Origin of the sequence: Streptomyces sp. N50, from assembly GCF_033335955.1 — a bacterium.
Taxonomy (GTDB): Bacteria; Actinomycetota; Actinomycetes; order Streptomycetales; family Streptomycetaceae; genus Streptomyces.
The window spans coordinates 2014596-2031331 of the sequence record NZ_CP137549.1 but is presented as its reverse complement, the minus strand read 5'-3'; the positions used below and the strand labels follow the sequence as shown (position 1 = coordinate 2031331).

General features: G+C 68.7%; 14 protein-coding genes and 1 tRNA gene. 6 read left to right on the top strand and 9 right to left on the bottom strand.

Annotated features, from left to right (window positions below; all coding sequences use genetic code 11):
- Positions 1-2: 2 nt before the first annotated feature.
- The 3 genes from R2B38_RS08710 to R2B38_RS08700 all read left to right on the top strand — a co-directional run bounded on the left by R2B38_RS08710 (position 3) and on the right by R2B38_RS08700 (position 3761).
- On the top strand, positions 3-833 hold the full coding sequence (locus R2B38_RS08710) for an NAD(P)H-binding protein (RefSeq protein WP_318015705.1): 831 nt from the start codon (positions 3-5) through the stop codon (positions 831-833).
- A gap of 115 nt (positions 834-948) precedes the next feature.
- Positions 949-2316, top strand: a complete 1368-nt coding sequence (locus tag R2B38_RS08705; protein ID WP_318015704.1) for a pyridoxal phosphate-dependent decarboxylase family protein — start codon at positions 949-951, stop codon at positions 2314-2316.
- Positions 2313-3761 (top strand): lysine N(6)-hydroxylase/L-ornithine N(5)-oxygenase family protein, encoded by a 1449-nt coding sequence (locus tag R2B38_RS08700; protein WP_318015703.1) that lies wholly within the window; start codon positions 2313-2315, stop codon positions 3759-3761. The genes R2B38_RS08705 and R2B38_RS08700 overlap by 4 nt, the downstream gene beginning before the upstream one ends.
- A 57-nt stretch (positions 3762-3818) precedes the next feature.
- On the opposite strand, the gene R2B38_RS08695 is transcribed toward R2B38_RS08700, so the two are convergent.
- Entirely contained in the window at positions 3819-5624 is a 1806-nt protein-coding gene (locus R2B38_RS08695; protein WP_318015702.1) for a bifunctional metallophosphatase/5'-nucleotidase, read from the bottom strand.
- Between the two features lie 138 nt (positions 5625-5762).
- Between R2B38_RS08695 and R2B38_RS08690 the strand changes: the two genes are divergently transcribed.
- Complete coding sequence (locus tag R2B38_RS08690; protein ID WP_318015701.1) at positions 5763-6479, top strand: SIMPL domain-containing protein; 717 nt, start codon at positions 5763-5765, stop codon at positions 6477-6479.
- A gap of 158 nt (positions 6480-6637) precedes the next feature.
- Positions 6638-8074 (top strand): pyruvate kinase, encoded by a 1437-nt coding sequence (gene pyk / locus R2B38_RS08685; RefSeq protein ID WP_318015700.1) that lies wholly within the window; start codon positions 6638-6640, stop codon positions 8072-8074.
- Between the two features lie 213 nt (positions 8075-8287).
- Here pyk and R2B38_RS08680 read toward each other — a convergent pair whose 3' ends face one another.
- Positions 8288-9076, bottom strand: coding sequence for a helix-turn-helix domain-containing protein (locus R2B38_RS08680; protein WP_318015699.1), 789 nt, complete (start codon positions 9074-9076; stop codon positions 8288-8290).
- An 87-nt stretch (positions 9077-9163) separates the two neighbouring features.
- Positions 9164-9246: transfer RNA gene (locus tag R2B38_RS08675), tRNA-Leu, on the bottom strand.
- A 98-nt stretch (positions 9247-9344) separates the two neighbouring features.
- On the opposite strand from R2B38_RS08675, the gene R2B38_RS08670 reads away from it, so the two are divergent.
- Positions 9345-10001, top strand: coding sequence for an ANTAR domain-containing response regulator (locus R2B38_RS08670; RefSeq protein ID WP_019062225.1), 657 nt, complete (start codon positions 9345-9347; stop codon positions 9999-10001).
- 90 nt (positions 10002-10091) lie between these two features.
- Here R2B38_RS08670 and R2B38_RS08665 read toward each other — a convergent pair whose 3' ends face one another.
- From R2B38_RS08665 to R2B38_RS08640, 6 genes are all read right to left on the bottom strand, one after another.
- Complete coding sequence (locus R2B38_RS08665; protein WP_033286781.1) at positions 10092-10808, bottom strand: ABC transporter ATP-binding protein; 717 nt, start codon at positions 10806-10808, stop codon at positions 10092-10094.
- Positions 10805-11641 (bottom strand): ABC transporter ATP-binding protein, encoded by an 837-nt coding sequence (locus tag R2B38_RS08660; RefSeq protein ID WP_318015698.1) that lies wholly within the window; start codon positions 11639-11641, stop codon positions 10805-10807. Before R2B38_RS08660 ends, R2B38_RS08665 begins: the two co-directional genes overlap by 4 nt.
- Positions 11642-11647: 6 nt before the next feature.
- Positions 11648-13447: an ABC transporter permease subunit gene (locus R2B38_RS08655; protein WP_318015697.1), complete on the bottom strand. Its 1800-nt coding sequence runs from the start codon at positions 13445-13447 to the stop codon at positions 11648-11650.
- A 4-nt stretch (positions 13448-13451) separates the two neighbouring features.
- Entirely contained in the window at positions 13452-14381 is a 930-nt protein-coding gene (locus R2B38_RS08650) for a branched-chain amino acid ABC transporter permease (RefSeq protein ID WP_033286784.1), read from the bottom strand.
- 139 nt (positions 14382-14520) lie between these two features.
- Positions 14521-15738: a branched-chain amino acid ABC transporter substrate-binding protein gene (locus R2B38_RS08645; RefSeq protein ID WP_318021613.1), complete on the bottom strand. Its 1218-nt coding sequence runs from the start codon at positions 15736-15738 to the stop codon at positions 14521-14523.
- A gap of 225 nt (positions 15739-15963) precedes the next feature.
- Entirely contained in the window at positions 15964-16635 is a 672-nt protein-coding gene (locus R2B38_RS08640; RefSeq protein WP_318015696.1) for a hypothetical protein, read from the bottom strand.
- Positions 16636-16736 lie beyond the last annotated feature (101 nt).

Below are 16736 nucleotides of genomic sequence, written 5' to 3'. Positions count from 1 at the left end.
CCGTGATCGTAGTGACAGGCGCCACCGGCAACGTCGGCCGCGCACTGGTGGAACGCCTCACCGCCGCGGGCCGGCCCGTGCGGGCACTGACGCGCGACCCCCAGCGGGCCGGGTTACCGCAGCAGGCGGAGGTCGTCCGCCACCAACTCGACGACCCCGCCGCCCTGTTCAGCGGCGCGTCCCAGCTCTTCCTGAATCTCCAGGCCACCGGTGAGACGATCCCGGTACTGCTCGACGCGGCCCGCGCGGCCGGTGTCCGGCACGTCGTCATGCTCTCCTCCGGAGTCATCCGAGAGGGCGCCGACACCACCCACCCCATCCACGTCTGGCACGCCAGGGCCGAACAGCAGGTACGCGACAGCGGCCTCGCGGCGACCGTCCTGCGCCCCCACGCCTTCGCGACCAACGTCCTCCAGTGGGCCCCGCAGATCCGCGCGGGCGACACCGTACGCGGCCCCTTCGCCGACGGCGTCTCGGCACCGATCCACGAGGACGACATCGCCGCCGTCGCCGAACGCGCCCTCCTCGACCCCGGCCACGAGGGAGCGGCCCACCGCCTCACCGGCCCCGAACCGGTCACCACGGCCCAGCAGATCACCGCGATCGGCCACGCCATCGGCCGCGACCTGCGCTTCGACGAGATCCCCGTGGACGAGGTCGGCCCCGAACTCTTCCCCCACGTACCCCCGGAGATGCTCCCCGGCCTCCTCAAGGCCTTCGGCGGGAGCGTCGGCACGACCCCGCAGATCACCACCACGGTGGAGGAGATCACCGGCGTACCGGCCCGCCCGTTCAGCACCTGGGCGAAGGACCACGCGGACGACTTCCGCTGACCCTCCCACTCCGCTCACACAACACTTTCGGGTTCTGATCGTTGTTCTCCCCGGGCGCGTCGACTCATCCAGGTCCAAGCTGGAACTCCCCCTGCCCCGCGCCCCGGAGGACAGCATGAGCAGCGCCCCTCTCGCCTCAGGCCCCCAAGGACCCGACGCCCTGCGGCCGTTGCTCGACACCGTCCTCGACGCCCTCGGCACCGGCCGCCGGGCCCGCGGCGGCCCGTTCCCCGCGGGCGGCCCCGACGCGGTCGCCGCCCGCATGCGGGACGCCGTAGGAGACGTACTCCCCGACGAAGGCGACCCCGACGCCCTGCGCGCCCTCGTGCACGCGCTGGCGGAGGGCGCCGCCGACCCCGCCGACCCGCTGTGCGCGGCACACCTGCACTGCCCGCCGCTCGCCGTCAGCGCCGCGGCCGACCTCGCCGTCAGCGCGCTCAACCCGTCCCTCGACTCCTGGGACCAGGCCCCCGCCGCCTCCGCCCTCGAAGCCCTCGTCACCCGCACCCTCGCCCACGAGATCGGCCTCGCCGACGCCCTCGTCACCACCGGCGGCACCGAGGCCAACCAGCTCGCCCTGCTGCTCGCCCGCGAAGCCCAGGGCGGCAGCGTGCAGTTGGTCTGCGGAAGCAACGCCCACCACTCCCTGCCGCGCGCCGCCTGGCTGCTCGGCCTGCCCGACCCCGTCGTCGTCCCCGCCCCCACCGGCACCCTCGACCCCGCCGCCCTCGACGAAGCCCTCACCGCACTCCCGGAAGCGCGCGGCTCCGTCCTGGTCGCCGCCACCGCGGGCACCACCGACGCCGGACTCATCGACCCGCTCCCCGAGATCGCCGGGCTGTGCGCGGCCCACGGCGCCCGCCTCCACATCGACGCCGCCTACGGCGGAGGCCTCACCTTCAGCGACCGCCACCGCGACAAACTCGCCGGACTCGACCGCGCCCACACCGTCACCCTCGACCTGCACAAACTCGGCTGGCAGCCCGTCGCCGCCGGCCTCCTCGCCGTCCGCAGGCCCCGCGACCTCGCCGCCCTCACCCAGCGCGCCGACTACCTCAACGCCGACGACGACACCGAAGCCGGCCTCCCGGACCTCCTCGGCCGCTCGATGCGCACCACCCGACGCCCCGACGTCCTCAAGCTCGCCGTCACCCTGAAAACCCTCGGCCGTACCGGACTCGGCACCCTAGTCGACCAAGTCTGCGCCCGCGCAGGGGAGTTCGCCGCCCTGGTCCGTGACCACCCCGGCTTCGAGCTCTACGACCTGCCCGTCATCAGCACCGTCCTGTTCCGGCCCGCCGACGCCACCGACGACGCCGTGGCCGCCGTACGCCGTCAACTCCTCACCGACGGACGGGCCGTCCTCGGCCGGGCCGCGCTCGACGGGCGGCTCTGGCTCAAGGCCACCCTCCTCAACCCCCACACCCGGCCCGACGACCTGGCCGCCCTCCTGAAACTGGTGGAAGGAAACACCCCCCGATGAGCCACCCCCCGACGGGTCACCCCCAGACCCCCAACCCCCCACGCCCCGAACCCGATTCACCCCGCGACCTGGTCGGCATCGGCATCGGCCCGTCCAACCTCTCGCTGGCCGCCCTCGCCCACCCCCTCACCGAACTCGACACCGCCTTCTACGAACAGCGCCCCGGCTTCGACTGGCACCCCGGCCTGCTCATCGACGGCGCCACCGTCCAAGTCCCCTTCCTGGCCGACCTGGTGACCCTCGCCGACCCCGCCAGCCCCTGGTCCTTCCTCAACTACCTCAAGGCCCGCGACCGCCTCTTCCCCTTCTACTTCGCCGAGCGCTTCCACATCCAGCGCGCCGAGTACGACGCCTACTGCCGCTGGGTGGCCGACAGCCTCCCCGGACTCCACTTCGGCCACCAGGTCGACGCCGTCCGCTTCAACCCCGAACGCGACGTGTTCGAGGTCGACTTCACCCAGCTCGACAGCGACGGCGAGGCCGAAGCCCTCGGGCGGACGTACACCAAGAACATCGTCCTCGGCGTCGGCACCGCCCCCTACGTCCCCGACCCGCTCAAGCCCCTCGTCGAGGCCCCCGGCGTCCCCGTCATCCACGCCGCCGACTACCTCGCCCACCGCGAAACGTTTCTCGCCGCCGGGCACATCACCGTCATCGGCTCGGGCCAGACCGGCGCCGAGGTCTTCCTCGACCTGCTCCGCCACCGCCCCGCGGGCCACGAGAAACTCCACTGGATCGGCCGCAGCGAGGCGTTCGCGCCCATGGAGTACTCCAAGCTCGGCCTGGAGCACTTCACCCCCGACTACACCCGCTACTTCCACGCCCTCGCCGAAGGAGTCCGCGACCGCCTCGTCACCTCGCAGTGGCAGCTCCACAAGGGCATCGACGCCGACACCATCGCCGCCATCCACGACGAGCTCTACCGCCGTACGCTGCACGGCGGTTGGCCCGACGCCGTCCTCACCCCCGGCGTCCGCGTCCGCACCGCGGGCCGGATCGCGACCACCAAGGTCGAGCTCCACCTGGAACACCTCCAGCAGAACACCCGCTCCCGCCTCACCACCGACGCCGTCGTCCTCGCCACCGGCTACCGCGAACGCCCCCTCGGCCGCATCCTCGCCGGACTCGACCCCTACCTGCGCCGCGACAGCGCCGAACGCCCGCGCGTCGACGACCAGTTCAGGCTCGTCCTCGACCCCTCCGTCACCGGCTCCGGCTGCCAGGTCTACGTCCAGAACGCCGAACTCCACACCCACGGCGTCGGCGCCCCCGACCTCGGCCTCGCCGCCTGGCGCAGCGCGACCATCCTCAACTCCCTGACGGGCAAGGAGCCTTACCGCCTCCCCGGCCGAACGGCCTTCACCACGTTCGGACTCGACCCCCAGGTCCAGATCCCCACGGCCCGCCAGGCCGCCCGCACCCTCACACCCCTCGTGGAACGCTGAGAAGGGGCCCGGCGGCGACCAGAGCCGCCGGACCCCCACCAGAGAAAACAGGTGGCTCTAGAACACCGGCGTCCCGTTCCGCGTCAACTTCCAGTCCACCGAGGCGAAGTCGGCCGGATCCAGCACACCCTTCGCGGTCACCCACTCCGCGATCCGCGTCCGGATCTCCGTCGACTCCGACCACACCTCGGTCGCCGACGCCACATGCGGGAACGCGCCGCCGCCGTTCGCCCGGTAGTTGTTCACCGCCAGCACGAACTGCTGCGCGTCGTCCAGCGCGGCACCGTTGTAGGTGAGGTTCTTGATCCGCGAACCCGCCGCCTGCGCGATGTCGATGTCGTACGAGAACCCGGACACGTAGTCGTAGTTGTAGTCCGGACGGCCGCCCGCGTTCGTCAACTTCTCCGTGTCCACGGCCGCGTCGGCGGCCGTCTGCACGAAGTACTCCGCCGAGTACTCCAGGTACGCCCGCACCTGAGCACCCGTCAGCAGCTTGGCCACCAGCGTGTTGTCGTACACGTACAGACCCGACAGATCCCGGATCGTCACGTTGCCCGCCGGGATCTGAGACGTCCGCGAGAACGGCGACGCCTGCGCGATCACCGGCAGCGACGCGTACGCCGTCCCCGCCAACGCGGCCTTCACCACGTCTTCTTGGACCTTGGTGATCAGGTCGATGATCGGCGCGTCCTTGTACCGCGCGTCGACCGTCGTCAGCGTCGCCGTCGCCGTACCGACCACCTGGTTGACGTACTCCACGACCAGCGCGTGCTCGTCCTTCAGCAGCCGCGTGATCTTCGGATCGTCCGCGACCGTCTTCGCGTCCCGCAGCGAGGCCGCCACCGACTCGACGCTCCAACGCCCCTTCTCGAACACGAGGTTGAAGTCGAACACGCTCAACCGCTCGGCGTAGCACAGCGGTTCCGACAGCACGACCGTCTTGCCCGTCGCCTTGTTCGTGACCTTCAACTCGGGGATCTCCACGTGCGCGTGGCCCACGAGGATCGCGTCGATCCCCGGCACCTGCTGCGCGACGAGCGCCGCCGAGTTCTCCACGTACGGCAGCTGGTCACCGTACGACGACGTCCCCGACGACCCCGAGTGCGCCGACACGACGACGACGTCCGCCCCCATCGACCGCAGCTTCGGCACCCACTTCGCCGCCTGCTCCTCAAGCCCCGGGAACGTCAACTTCCCCTGCACATACGCCTTGTCCCAGATCGCGATACCCGGGTTGGTGAGCCCGAGCACCGCCACCTTCACCGGCGGAGCGCCCGGCACCTGGAACTTCTTGATGAAGTAGGGCGGGAACGCCGGCTTCAGCGTCTTCGCGTCCAGCGCGTTCGCCCCGAGCAGCGGGAAACGGCACTGGTCCTCGAACTTCCGCAGCGTCTCGATGCCGTAGTTGAACTCGTGGTTGCCCAGCGCCGCCGCGTCGTACCCGATCGCGTTCATCGCCTGCGCCATCGGGTGCACCGGCCCGCCCTTGGCGGTGATCGGGTCCACCTTCGCGAAGTAGTACGTCAGCGGGGTGCCCTGGATCGTGTCGCCCGCGTCCAGCAGCAGCGTGTTGCGACGGCCCTTCTCCTGCCGGATCTGGTTCACGAGGGTCGACACCCGAGCGAGCCCCATCGCGTTGCCCGCCGCGTCCGCGTACTCCGCGTCCTTGAAGTAGTCCCAGTTGAAGACATGCCCGTGCAGGTCGGTCGTCCCCATCACCGTCAGCGAGTACCGCTTCGCGTGCTTGCCCGGCTTCTTCTTCTCCGCGGCCTGCGCCGCCGGAGCCGCCGCCGCACCGGCCAGCGCCACCCCCGCGCCCGTCACGGCGGACTTCTTCAGGAACTTCCGGCGGTTCAAGGGCATGTCTGGATCTCCTCGGGAAACGGTCAACAACGCGCGTAGATTCTGACCTGTTTCTTACCTGGCGCAACAGCCCCCGCAGGTTTCGATCTGGTGACCACCACAAGCTGTGTCCCACCGGTGAATGACACAGTGGGACGCATGACCACGCCCACAGACGAACCCCAACCCCCCGTCCCCTACGGCACCCCCGACGCCCCCCGCATCGCCGTCCGCGGCGAGGCCCGCCTCGAGGTCGACCCCGAGATCGCCCGCATCGGCATCACCGTCGCCGCCCGCGGCACCGACCGCCGCACCGCCCTCGACGACCTCACCCGCCGCAACGCCACCGTCCTCGACCTCGTCAAAAGCTACGGCGAAGCAGTCGAACGCCTGGAGACCGGCGGCTTCTCCATCACCCCCGAACTCACCAAACACGGCCGCGGCGAACGCGTCCACCGCTACCACGGCAGGGTCACCATCACCGCCGAACTGGTCGACTTCACCGCCCTCGGCGAACTCACCACCCGCCTCGCCGACCTCGACCTCACCCGCGTCGACGGACCCTGGTGGGCCCTGCGCCCCGACTCACCCGTCCACCGCCAGGCCCGCCAGCAAGCCGTCCACGAAGCCGTCCAACGCGCCCGCGAATACGCCGAAGCACTCGGCACCACCCTCGCCGCCCTCGTCGAACTCGCCGACATCGGCGCCGAGAACGCCGAGACCTACGGCACCCCCCAGCGCCGTATGCGCTCCATGTCCTTCGCCGGCGCGGCCGCCGAGGACACCGCCGCCGCACCCCTCGACCTCGAACCCCAGCGGCAACACATCTACGCCCAGGTCAACGCACGCTTCACGATGGCACCCCCGCGCCTTTGACATGCGCCTTTCATAGGCAACCGCAATTCGACGATTCGAACGCTCATTGGAGCACCCCGCCGCACATTCAAGCCTTGTCAATAACCCTTCACCCAAAGGTTGTTGAGTGGTCATGCACGGCCAATTCCCTACCCGCCGGTAAGGCCTAGGCTCAAACTATGCGCCGAGCGAAAATCGTCTGTACATTGGGCCCCGCCACCGACTCCTACGACCAGATCAAAGCCCTGGTCGAAGCCGGAATGGACGTAGCCCGCTTCAACCTCAGCCACGGCACCCACGCCGAACACGAGGAGCGCTACCAGCGCGTCCGAAAGGCCTCCGAGGAGACCGGCCGCAGCGTCGGAATGCTCGCCGACCTTCAAGGCCCGAAGATCCGACTCGGTCGCTTCACCGAAGGCCCCGTACTCCTTGAACGCGGAGACACCTTCACCATCACCGTCGAAGAAGGCGCCGAAGGCGACCGCCAGTCCTGCGGAACGACCTACGCCGGCCTCGCCGCGGACGTCACCCCGGGTGAGCGCGTCCTCGTCGACGACGGCAAGGTCTGCCTCGAAGTCACCGCCGTCGACGGCCCCCGCGTCCACACCAAGGTCGTCGAAGGCGGCATGGTCTCCGACCACAAGGGCCTGAACCTCCCCGGAGTCGCCGTGTCCGTCCCGGCCCTCTCCGACAAGGACGAGGCCGACCTCCGCTGGGCCCTGCGCACCGGCTTCGACGTCATCGCGCTGTCCTTCGTCCGCAGCGGCAAGGACATCGACGACGTCCACCGCATCATGGACGAGGAGGGCCACCGCCTCCCCGTCATCGCCAAGGTCGAGAAACCCCAGGCGGTCGAGGCCATCGACGGCATCGTCGCCGCCTTCGACGGCATCATGGTCGCCCGCGGCGACCTCGGCGTGGAAATGCCCCTCGAACAGGTCCCGATCGTCCAGAAGCGCGCCATCAAACTGGCCAAGCGCAACGCCAAGCCGGTCATCGTCGCCACCCAGATGCTCGACTCGATGATCGAGAACTCCCGCCCCACGCGCGCGGAGGCGAGCGATGTGGCGAACGCCGTGATCGACGGCACGGACGCGGTGATGCTGTCCGGCGAGACCAGCGTCGGCAAGTACCCCATCGCGACCGTCACCACCATGTCCCGCATCGTCGAAGCGGCCGAGGAGGACATCCTCGCCAAGGGTCTGCCCCCGCTGACCGAACGCAACAAGCCCCGCACCCAGGGCGGCGCCGTGGCCCGCGCGGCCGCCGAGATGGGCGACTTCCTCGGCGCGAAGTTCCTGGTGGCCTTCACCCAGTCCGGCGACACGGTACGGCGGTTGTCCCGCTACCGGTCGCCCATCCCCGTGATGGCCTTCACGCCCGACCCGGCCACCCGCGCCCAGCTCAACCTCACCTGGGGCGTGGAGACCATCCTCGGCCCGCACGTCGACTCCACCGACGCGATGGTCGACCAGGTCGACGAACTCCTCCTCAAGTACGGCCGCTGCCAGAAGGGCGACATCGTCGTCATCACGGCCGGCTCGCCCCCCGGAGTCGCCGGCTCGACGAACCTCGTCCGCGTCCACCACGTCGGCGAGGACGACAGCCCCAAGTAGCGCGAGAGCAACGCGGCGGGCAATGTGGCAGGCAATGTGACGAGCCCGGACATCTGAATCGCCCTCAATTCCTTCCCGGCCGCCGCGAAGAGCGCCGGCGAATAGGAGACCGCCCTCGCGGACGAATGCGCGGGATCTCGGTAAATCCCGTTCGCGTTATGGCTGATGGACTGGTAATGCCCCCGGTTTGTCTATGTCTCGGCGGGCGCGGGGTCAGTGTTTGGGGCCGACGTGGGTGTCCATGAGGGCGACTGAGGATTTGCGGGCGACGGAGATGTTGAACGGGTCGCTGCCGCGGGCCAGAGTGGTCCATCCGACGCCGACCTTGTCGAGGGTGTCGGTGAAGAGCTTCCGGATGTCGTCGGACTTGTTGGTGAAGAAGTACCGGGGGTATTCGTAGCGCTTGCGCTCACCGGCGACCATGCGGGTCGTCCAGTTGGTGATGCGGCAGCCGTCGGAGTGGATGAGGCCCCGGATGAACTCCCAGGGGTGGGCGTCGACGATGTCCTGCTGCCAGGGTTCGAGGACTATGCGGCGGTCGTGCTTCTTGCCGGGGCCGTGCTGGGGGAAGAGGCAGTGCAGGTGCTTCGAGTAGACCTTCACGTTGCGGCAGCCGACCTTGCGGACTCGGCAGACGGAGTTGTCGGGGAAGACGGTGCGCATGGCTGCTTCGCACTTGTCCATGAGCCCGGGCCAGGACTCGTCGCACGTGATCATCAGGCTGGGTACACGGTGCTCTGAGTACTGGCTGATGTGGCCGTCGCCGAGGTAGAGGCCGAGCAGGTAGCTGTACGCCGCCAGGTCCAGGTCTCGGCCGTCGCAGCGTGGGCACTTGGGGTCGTGATTCCCTGGGCACTCGCCATGCTTCGCGCGGTCGAGGTGTTTCCAGTAGCCGATGGTGCCGAGCGGGACGTTGAGCTGCCGGGCCACGTCCGCGTTCTTCGCGCCGTCGCGCAGCAGCGTCAGTGCTTGTTGTCGAACCCGCGTGCCATGAATGAACATGTGCACACTCTGTGAGCGTGATCGCGACGACACGCAGCAAAAAGCGGAGGTTCACGCGAACGTGAGCCTCCGCTTTTTGATCAGAAGTGCCGGGTGCGGGATTCGAACCCGCAAGCCCTCTCGGGCAGATGTGTTTGAGACATCCGTGTATGCCCTTCCACCAACCCGGCAGGACTGGCTGATCGGAAGCATACCGGGTCACCGTACGGACTCGCAGCTAGGTACGCTCTTGTCAGCACCACCCCCGTGCCCTGAACGAGGAGCCCCCGTGACCGCCCCCGAGTCGCCCCAGCCCGTAGACGCGCCCGACGACGACAAGTCGCACGTGCCTCCGCTGACGACCCGTGTCGTCATCGCCGAGGACGAGGCCCTGATCCGGCTCGATCTCAAAGAGATGCTCGAAGAAGAGGGGTACACCGTCGTCGGTGAGGCCGGTGATGGTGAGCAGGCCGTCGAGCTGGCCCGTGAGCACAAGCCCGACCTGGTGATCCTCGATGTGAAGATGCCCAAGCTGGACGGTATCTCCGCCGCCGAGAAGATCGCCGAAGAGGGCATCGCGCCCGTGCTGATGCTCACCGCCTTCTCGCAGCGCGACCTCGTGGAGCGGGCCCGGGACGCCGGTGCGATGGCGTATCTCGTGAAGCCGTTCAGCAAGAGTGACGTCGTGCCCGCGATCGAGATGGCGGTGTCCCGCTTCACCGAGCTCAAGCAGCTGGAGCAGGAGGTCGCCGACCTCACCCTGCGGCTGGAGACCCGCAAGCTGGTCGACCGTGCGAAGTCGATCCTGCAGACCGAGTACGGGCTGTCGGAGCCGGCCGCGTTCCGGTGGATCCAGAAGACGTCGATGGACCGGCGGATGTCCATGCAGCAGGTCGCCGAGGCGGTCATCCAGGACGCGGACGAGAAGAAGTCCTCCAAGGGCTGACACCCCGCGACGGTACGTACGACGAGGCCCGCGCCCCCGAAGCTGGGGGCGCGGGCCTCGTCGTAGTAAACGGAGACGGCGGCAGGGACCTCAGTCCTCGCCGAGGTACGCCTTCCGTACCGACTCGTCGTGCAGGAGGTCCTCGCCGGTGCCGGAGAGGACGATGTTGCCGACCTCCATGACGTGGCCCTGGTCGGCGAGGGAGAGCGCCGCCTGGGCGTTCTGTTCGACGAGGAGGATCGTCGTGCCCGATGCCTTGAGTTCCACGATCGTCGCCAGGATCTTCTGCATCATGATCGGCGAGAGGCCCATGGAGGGCTCGTCGAGCATCAGCAGCTTCGGCTGGGACATGAGCGCGCGGCCCATCGCCAGCATCTGCTGCTCGCCGCCGGACAGCGTGCCCGCCGCCTGCTTCTGACGTTCCCCGAGGATGGGGAAGAGGTCGTAGGCGCGCTGGATGTCCTTCTCGATGCCCGCGTTGTCCTTGCGGAGGAAGGCGCCGAGCTGGAGGTTCTCCGCGATGGTGAGGCGGGGGAAGATGTGCCGGCCTTCGGGGGAGTGGGCCAGGCCGAGGGCGACGATCTTGTGGGCGGGGACGCTGTTGAGCGGTTTGCCGTCGAAGGTGATCTTGCCGCCCGAGGGCTGCAGCAGGCCCGAGAGGGTGCGCAGGGTCGTGGTCTTGCCGGCGCCGTTGGTGCCGATGAGGGTGACGACCTGGCCGGCTTCGACGCTGAAGGAGATGCCCTTGACGGCTTCGATCTTGCCGTAGGAGACCCTGAGGTCCTCGACCTCTAGCAGTGCGGTCACTGGGCTTCTCCCTTGGTGCTGGTGGTGCTCTCCGCTTCCGTGGCGGGCTGGTTGTCCTCGGCGCCGGCGTCGAACGGTTCGCCGAGGTAGGCGGCCACGACGCGTTCGTCGGCCTGGACGACGTCGGAGGTGCCTTCGACGAGTTTCTCGCCCTGGACGAGGACGGCGACGCGGTCGCAGAGGTTGAAGATGAAGCGCATGTCGTGCTCGATGACGAGGACGGCGATGCCCTTGTCGCGGATGGCGAAGACCAACTCCTCGGTCGCCCGCGTCTCTTGGGGGTTCATGCCGGCGGTGGGCTCGTCCAGGAGGAGGAGGCCGGGCTCGGACGCGAGGGCGCGGGCGATCTCCAGCTTGCGCTGCTCGCCGTAGGGGAGGTTCCTCGCCAGGTGGTCGCGCTTGTGGGCGAGGCCGATGAACTCCAGGAGTTCCATGGCGCGTTCTTCGCTCGCCTTTTCGGCCTTCTTGAAGCCGGGGCCGCGCAGGAGGGCCGACCAGAGGCCTTCCTTGGTGCGGGTGTGGCGGCCGACGAGGACGTTTTCCAGGACCGTCATGTTGGCGAACAGGCGGATGTTCTGGAAGGTGCGGGCGATTCCGGCCTTGGTCACCAGGTGGGGCTTGGGCGGGAGCACCGTGCCCTTGTAGGAGACCGTGCCCTCGGTGGGGACGTAGAGGCCGGTGAGGCAGTTGAAGAAGGTGGTCTTGCCGGCGCCGTTGGGGCCGATGAGGCCTACGATCTCGCCGGAGTTGACGGTGAAGTCGACGGAGCGGACGGCGGTGAGGCCGCCGAAGCGCATGGTGACGTCACGGGCTTCGAGTACTGGTGTCGTCATGGCTCTCTACGCCCCTGCCTTGGTGATGGCCGGTTCGTCGGTCAGGGTCGTGGTGTCCGGTACGTCGAGCTGGCCGGTCTCGTGGAACTCCAGCTGGCGCCGGCGGTTGGGGATGATGCCTTCGGGGCGGAAGCGCATCAGGAGGATGAGCGCGATGCCGAAGGCGAGGAGCGACTTGTCCTGGAGGGCGACGAGCTTCTCCGGGAGCAGGTAGAGCAGGGCGGCGCCGAGGAAGGGTCCGGAGACGGTGCCCATGCCGCCGAGGACGACGGCGGCCAGGAGGAACGCGGAGTTGGGCGGGGCCGCTCCGGCGAACTGGTACGGGTTCGGCACCACGCTGTAGGTGACGTGGGCGCTGACGGTGCCCGCGAGGCCGGCGAGGGTGGCGCCGAGGGCGAACGCGATGAGCTTGACGCGGAAGCCGTTGATGCCCATGGCGGTGGCGGCGGTCTCGTCCTCGCGGATGGCGATCCAGGAGCGGCCGATGCGGGAGTCGGAGGCGCGGCGGTAGATCGTGACGACGAGCGCCATGATCACGACCATCAGCAGGTAGTAGTTGGCGAAGCGGCCGATGGTGAACCCGGCGATGTCGTGGTTCTCCCCGAAGTTGAAGCCGAAGAACGACAGGTCGGGGATGGACGGGATGCCGTTGGGGCCGTTGGTGATGTCGGGGCCGGAGACGCCGTCCATGTTGTTCACGGCGATGCGGAAGATCTCTCCGAAGCCGAGGGTCACGATGGCGAGGTAGTCGCCGCGCAGGCGCAGGGTGGGGGCGCCGATGAGGACGCCGAAGACCAGCGACGCGGCGGCGCCGGTGAGGGCGGCGGCCCAGAAGGGGAACTGGACGCCGGAGAACTTGGAGAACTCGGAGCCGGAGACCAGGGCGGCGGTGTAGGCGCCGACGCCGAGGAAGGCGACGTAGCCGAGGTCGAGGAGTCCGGCGAGGCCGACGACGATGTTGAGGCCGAGGGCGACGGTGCCGAAGATCAGGATGTTGACGCCGAGGTTGGCGTAGTGGTCGTTGGTCTGGGTGAAGGGGAAGCCGATCGCGGCGACGAAGCCCATGGCGAGGGCGAAGCTGCGGTTGTTGGCCGTGAGGTGGCTGAACCGGTCGAAGAGGCCGGCGGTCTGCAGGGCCCAGGACGTGAAGACGACGACGATGAGGAAGCCGACGAAGAGTTCGTCCTCGGCGTCGATGCCGTAGGCGAAGACGGTGAGGGCGAGGGCGGCGACGATCGTGATGACGAGTCGCTGGATCCAGGGTGCGGTCGGCTGGGGTGCCGGGACGCGGTCGGCCTTGGTGATGTAGGCCTTGAGCGCTTCCTTGGTGGTGTCGGTGGCGTCCTGCGGGAGGGCGAGGGCGCCGATGACGGGAAGCAGGGAGGCTACGGCGGCGATGTAGGTGCCGGGTTCCCAGTTGACGATGCCGCCGAGTTCGGCCGCGATCGCGATGACCGTGTACCAGGTGACCGCGAAGCCGCCGAGGGCGGTGAGGACGAGGGGTGCGTTGTTGCGGGCGGGCCGGAGCCAGCCGAGTCCTCGGACGCCGTAGGCGGAGAGGGCGAAGAGTGCGGTGAGGAGGCCTGCGACGAGGCTGAGGACCTGGAGGCCGCCGGGGTAGCCGTTGACGGTGAGGTCGCCGGGGAAGTCGGAGGTCCAGGTCCAGCGCAGGAAGGTGGAGGCGGTGGTGAGGATGCCGCCGACCAGGAGGAGGGCGCGGGCGGCCGCGAAGGGCAGCGGGATGAGGCCGCGCTGTGCCGCGGGGGCGGTGGCCGGGGTCTGGGGGGTCTCGGTCGTCTCGGTCATGTGATCACGCCCTGTCCGCGACGCGTTCGCCGAGCAGGCCCTGTGGCCTGAACAGCAGTACGAGGATGAGGAGACAGAAGGCCCAGACGTTGGCCCAGCTGGAGCCGCCGAGCTGTTCCATGCCGGGGATCTTGCTGATGTAGGCGGAGGCGAGGGTCTCGGCGACGCCGAGGACGACTCCACCGAGCATGGCGCCGTAGATGTTGCCGATGCCGCCCATGACGGCCGCGGTGAAGGCCTTGAGGCCCATCAGGAAGCCCATGCGGTAGTCGATGTTGCCGTACTTCAGGCCGTAGGAGACGGCTGCTACGGCGGCGAAGAAGCCGCCGATGGCGAACGCTATGACGATGATGCGGTTGGTGTCGATGCCCATGAGCTGCGCGGTGTCCGGGTCCTGCGCGGTGGCCTGCATGGCGCGGCCGGTGCGGCTCTTGCGGACGAACCAGGCGAGGCCGGACATGCAGACGATGGCGGCGATGACCAGGAAGATGTCGGCGTCGGAGATGGTGACGGAGCCGATGTCGTGGTTGCCGTCGAGGCTGGGGAAGGAGCGGGCCTTGTCGGCGCCCGGGTAGAAGTTCCGGACGAGTTCCTGGAGGGACAGGGACAGGCCGATGGCGGTGATGAGGGGGGCCAGCCGTGGTGCTTGCCGCAGGGGGCGGTAGGCGAATCGTTCGGCCCCTACCGCGACGAGGACGGAGACGATTCCGCCGCCGATCAGCATGAGTGGTACGGCGACCACCATCGAGGTGCCGTCGGGCAGGATGTAGGCGTAGACCGTGAGGGCGCCGAAGGCGCCGGTCATGAAGATCTCGCCGTGCGCGAAGTTGATGAGCTGGACGATGCCGTACACCATCGTGTAGCCGATGGCGATCAGCCCGTACATCGAGCCTAGGAGCAGCCCGTTGGCCAGCTGCTGCGGCAGGGTGTTCACCGCGTGGCCTCCATTGTCGCTGGTGGTCGTGTGCACAGATCGCGTGCCTGGGGTGGGGGGGTGTGACAACGGGCCGCGCGGTCGGGATCCTCCTTCCGCGCGGCCCGTGGTGCGGTGGTGCTGTGTGCTCTGACCGAGGTCAGCTGCCGTTGAAGGTGCCGGTCTTCACGGCCTTCCAGGCGCCGTTGGTGACCTGGTAGACGGTGAGCTGCTTGTTCGTGGTGTCGCCGTACTCGTCGAAGGCGACCTTGCCGGAGATGCCTTCGAAGTCGGACTTCTGGACGGCGTCGACGACCTTGGAGCGGAGGTCGTTGCCGGAGGGCAGCTTGTCGCTGTTGCCGTCCTTGACGGCCTTCACGGCCTTGATGATGGCGCTGGCGGCGTCGTAGGCGTAGGCACCGTAGGCGCCGTAGTCACCCTTGTAGCCCTTGGCCTTGTAGGTCGCGATGAACGCCTTGGCGGCGGGCAGGGTGTCCGCGGGGACGCCGACGGAGGTCGCGAGGTCGCCCTCGGCGGACTTGCCGGCGGTCTGGATGTAGGTGGTGGCGAACATGCCGTCACCGCCGAACAGCGGGATCTTGACGCCGGCGCCCTTGAGCTGCTTGGTGATCTTCTCCGACTCGTCGTACTGGCCGCCGTAGTAGAGCAGGTCGGCGCCGGAGTTCTTGATCTTGGTGACGAGGGTGCTGAAGTCCGTGTCACCGGTGTTGACGTGGTCGGTGCCCGCGATGGAGCCGCCGAGCTTCTTGAAGGCGCTGTTGAAGATCCCGGCCAGGCCGGCGCCGTAGGTCTGCTTGTCGTCGACGACGAAGGCCTTCTTCTTCTTGAGGCCGTTGTACGCGTAGTCGGCGGCGAAGGCACCCTGCAGGGCGTCCGTGGTCGCGGTGCGGAAGTACGTCTTGTACGGCCGCGTCTTCTTGGTCGCCCAGTCCTTGCCCTGGGTCAGGGCGGGGTTGGTGTTCGAGGGGGAGATCTCGACCATGTTGGCCGAGGCGAACACCTGCTGCATCGACTGGGCGACGCCGGAGTTCAGCGGGCCGACGGCGCCGACGACGCTGCTGTCGCCGGTGAAGGCGGTGGCGTTCGACTGGCCGGTGGCGGGCTGGGCCTTGTCGTCCAGGGCCTTGACCTTGAACTTGACGCCGGGGACCCAGTTGTTCTTGTTGGCGTCGTCGACGGCGATCTGGACGCCGTACTGGATGCCGAGACCGGTGGTGGAGTTCTCGCCGGACAGGGGGGCGTCGACACCGATGGTCAGGGTGGTCGACCCGCTGTCGCTCTTGCTGCCGCTGTCCCGGGAGCCGCACGCGGTGAGGGTCAGAGCTCCGGTCGTGAGAACGGAGGTCAGTATCACCAAAGAACGCTGTCGCACAATCAGTCCTTTCCGCAGACACCGTCGCCCCGGTGTGGAGCGGCAAGGTGCTGCGCTGGTACCCAACTCCCGATGGAGCGGTGACTGGCCGTGACTCTAAGCCCGGTCTGTAGGCATGGGCATCGTCGTGCGCTGGCTTGTGACTTTCTTGTTATGACGTGCAGGTTGGCGGGGATCGTGGAGGGTGGGTCTCAGCCGGTTTGGCGGAATTCAGCCGCGGTCCACATTTTGAGAACCTGCACTTCCGCTTGGCCGTGGGCCTGGCCTGGCGTTTGTCGTGCCGCAGGCCCTGTGGAGGAGCTGGGAAAGGTCCTTGGAGTAGGCGCTGCCGAAGATGAAACTGTGGTGTTGTATTGCGCGCGTGTTACGCAGCGTTACGTCCAGAAAGGCGAGGTCCGCATTCAGGGGCAGTCCCGAACAGTCGGAAACCGATATCTCCACCGTGACGCGGCGGGTCGCCCCGGTGTGGACGGTGAAGGAGGGGGCGGGGACGGCCTGGGCGGTGAGCCCGTCGAAGGCGGCGCCGACGACCCGGATGGCGACGGGGGGTCCGCTGTCCACGGTGACCGCGAAGCGGAAGAAACCGGTCGTGGTGGGGGTGTCGGTGGTCTGGGCGAGCCCGGTGTAGCGCCATTCGGTGATGTTCGCGGGCCATGGCACGGGCGGGGTGGGGTTCTCCTGCCGCCCGTCGTGGAAGGACGGCAGGAGGACGGCTCCGGCGCCCACGGCGGCGACCGTGCCCGCCGCGAGCACGGCCCGGCGGGTGCGCCGCGGCAGGGTGTGCCAATGGTCGCTCAGGCGGGGCGAGTCACCCCCGATGACTTCGTAACTCCCGTCTCTCTCCGGTGAGTCGACGGATTCGACGGGCCCGATACCGCTCATGCCGGCAGCCTCATGGGGAAACGGTAGGGGAGTGGACGGGAGTGCGGTAGACGGGGTCGACATCCGCCGGTCGAGGGCCGGTTCGCGGCCCGCGCGGAGAT

What these genes read in the sequence shown, in the direction of transcription:
- R2B38_RS08705 (WP_318015704.1), top strand. Translation starts at nt 949, where the DNA reads ATGAGCAGCGCCCCTCTCGCCTCAGGCCCCCAAGGACCCGACGCCCTG.
- R2B38_RS08700 (WP_318015703.1), top strand. Translation starts at nt 2,313, where the DNA reads ATGAGCCACCCCCCGACGGGTCACCCCCAGACCCCCAACCCCCCACGC.
- R2B38_RS08695 (WP_318015702.1), bottom strand. Translation starts at nt 5,624, where the DNA reads ATGCCCTTGAACCGCCGGAAGTTCCTGAAGAAGTCCGCCGTGACGGGC.
- R2B38_RS08690 (WP_318015701.1), top strand. Translation starts at nt 5,763, where the DNA reads ATGACCACGCCCACAGACGAACCCCAACCCCCCGTCCCCTACGGCACC.
- pyk (WP_318015700.1), top strand. Translation starts at nt 6,638, where the DNA reads ATGCGCCGAGCGAAAATCGTCTGTACATTGGGCCCCGCCACCGACTCC.
- R2B38_RS08680 (WP_318015699.1), bottom strand. Translation starts at nt 9,076, where the DNA reads ATGTTCATTCATGGCACGCGGGTTCGACAACAAGCACTGACGCTGCTG.
- R2B38_RS08660 (WP_318015698.1), bottom strand. Translation starts at nt 11,641, where the DNA reads ATGACGACACCAGTACTCGAAGCCCGTGACGTCACCATGCGCTTCGGC.
- R2B38_RS08655 (WP_318015697.1), bottom strand. Translation starts at nt 13,447, where the DNA reads ATGACCGAGACGACCGAGACCCCCCAGACCCCGGCCACCGCCCCCGCG.
- R2B38_RS08640 (WP_318015696.1), bottom strand. Translation starts at nt 16,635, where the DNA reads ATGAGCGGTATCGGGCCCGTCGAATCCGTCGACTCACCGGAGAGAGAC.